This window comes from Novosphingobium sp. ZW T3_23 (assembly GCF_044987305.1).
Classification (GTDB): domain Bacteria; phylum Pseudomonadota; class Alphaproteobacteria; order Sphingomonadales; family Sphingomonadaceae; genus Novosphingobium.
This window is the reverse complement of the sequence record NZ_JBJDRF010000121.1, coordinates 1-2,319: the sequence shown is the minus strand read 5'-3', so window position 1 is coordinate 2,319 and position 2,319 is coordinate 1. Positions and strand designations below refer to the sequence as shown.

Here is a 2,319-nt window from a genome sequence, read left to right as displayed (position 1 = left end):
CAGCAAAGGCTCGATTACCGACCACTCAAAATCCGTCAGATCAAACCGTGCCATGCCTCGTCTCCTTCCGGAGAGTGAATCATGCTGCCGCCTCTTTGGGAATCCAATTTATGGGTCTGTCGCCTAGGGAAGTGACAAACCAGTGAACGCTATACGGCGCATGATCGCTACTTGTTCGACGCGAAACGAACAGCGGCGAACCGCAACAGGGTTGAATGATAGAATCTAGATATACATACTAAATTTTTCCCAGGCTCGTCGATCAATCAGAGCTTAATTAGATTGATACATCACTTAAAGAAATGAATTTGCCCTGCTGGAGGGCCCGCGCCACAATATTGGGCGCAAGGGTTGTTCCCAGTAAACATTTTCCTTTCGAAGGAGTATTGAAGGATTCGGAATGAACCACGGTTGACGAGCTTGCTTTGATGACGCTCTTCTCCTCGAGCGGCTGGCATACGGGCAAGTGCAGTGCTGAGGATCATACGAGATGAGCGGCTTTATACTTTCATGCCAGCCAACTACCTGTCGATGGGCCACAAATCGCGCCCAGTCGAAGGACCCTTCTATCTGGTCGCCGGCGAGCCTCATACTGTTCCGCGTGAAATTGAATCTACGTGTTTGGCTCGATCCAACTAAACCAAGCGGTTCTCTCTTGCATTGGTCAGTAATCCGGCAGGCGCCATTCGCCCATAACGCAGCGCGCCCAGGTCAGCAACGACGCGAGGCTCGATAGGACCCAGAATCCCAGACGAGGCAATGGAGAAAGTCTCATGGCAAAGTTCACCGTCTCAACTGCGGTAATGGCCGCATTTCTTGGTGTGACGGGCTGCACCGCAAACGAACACGACACAGCATCTGCGGTCCGGCAGCCGCGACAATGCTTCTGGGCGAATGATGTGCGCAATTTCAGGGCCGTCAATTCCACGACCGTCAACGTACGCGCGGGCCGCGATGTCTACCGCCTGGATCTCATGGGTATCTGCCCGGACATAAACTGGAGCGAGCGCCTTGGGTTGATCACTACAGGAAGCTCCTCAATCTGTTCCGGCGCCGGCCTTGGAACGACGATCGTGACCCGGCGATCCGGCGGCCGCGGTCAGCAGCGCTGCCCCGTGCGCGCCGTTACGGTACTGACGCCGGAGGAAGTGGCAGCCTTACCCAGTCGAGACCGACCCTGACGCACAGCACCCTTCTTTGAGAAAGCTGACGCTAGGGGCATCGAACCGGAACGACTGCTCGGTTCCAGTCCAAGACGTTAAAACAGCGCCGAGAGACGTGCTGTATGACGAAATGCCGGGCGACGGTCGCCCACGCCCGGCGGTCCAATTCACACCATCCGCGCGAACCAGGCCGGACACCGTTTTGCCTACCTGTCGCTCCAAAGCCCGGCGCCAAGGAACCAGTGTAAAATCCCAGCTCCGTTCGATGAGAGTATGACGTCCGCTGACGAGGTCGACAGCGCGCCTGTAAACGCCTTCGATTGTGTCGCCCTGACCAGCCTCCCGAAAGGGCATCTCGAGCTCACTGGAAAGCTGCGAGGCAACGCGCAGTAATTCTTGCCGGCGCAGCGCATCCAGCATCTCATCCGAAAAGACCATGCCCCCCGCAGTTTCAGCAGCAAACCCCTGCGCCAAAAACCACTGCCGCCGCAGTAGCCGTGCCTCAGCCAATTCCGCTGCGAATCCTGCCTTACGAGCCGAAGGCTGCATTGCCGGAAACGAGCTCCCGGTCGGTCCAGGTCGCGGCCTCCAATCCTCCCAGATCGTTGACAGCTCCACCGGATAGAGCAGCGACGCCCCCCGGGTTGGTCCTGCAATCGCTGCGATTGCCACGTGGCAACGCGCTCCAGATGATCGCTGGAAATCACCCATCGCCCTGATGGTTCGCGCTCCACCAGCAGACGATGGACGGGCAACTTTCGACGTCACCGGACCGTTAACATCCTTGGAGCAAAACTCGGTTCTCTTGAGAGGAACCTTTTCTCAAGATGTTCACGGCAGCCCTGCCGATGGAGACTGCAGCTTCAAGAAGCGTCAGGAATGACGTCCCGTGTTAGGGTTGATGTAAGCCTCATTGTTAGGGTTATTGGCATTCCCAATCCAAAGCGGACCCGATCGAGGATCGAACATGTCGGTTCCCCTCCCAATCTCGCTCATCAGGCGATGGTGGTCTTCCCGGCTTAGCTGCGCTGAACCGCCCCGGGATTGCCGGAGGCCAGTTTTCTTAAATTAGGCAGCCAGTGGGACGTCGTCCAGCATGGCGTAGTAGCGTTGCTCGGCTTCGACGGGCGGGATGTTTCCGATCGGCTCCAGCAGG

Annotated in this window: 2 protein-coding genes; one reads left to right on the top strand and one right to left on the bottom strand. The window is 57.3% G+C overall.

All coding sequences use genetic code 11. The annotated features are described in order from the left end of the window. Nucleotides 1-773 precede the first annotated feature (773 nt). Nucleotides 774-1,181 (top strand): DUF6491 family protein, encoded by a 408-nt coding sequence (locus ACI3K3_RS25525; RefSeq protein WP_404918897.1) that lies wholly within the window; start codon nucleotides 774-776, stop codon nucleotides 1,179-1,181. On the opposite strand, the gene ACI3K3_RS25520 is transcribed toward ACI3K3_RS25525, so the two are convergent. Next, nucleotides 1,158-1,712 carry a DUF3363 domain-containing protein gene (locus ACI3K3_RS25520; protein WP_404918895.1) on the bottom strand — a complete coding sequence of 185 codons (555 nt, stop codon included), beginning with the start codon at nucleotides 1,710-1,712 and terminating at the stop codon, nucleotides 1,158-1,160. The genes ACI3K3_RS25525 and ACI3K3_RS25520 overlap by 24 nt on opposite strands. Between the last annotated feature and the right edge of the window lie 607 nt (nucleotides 1,713-2,319).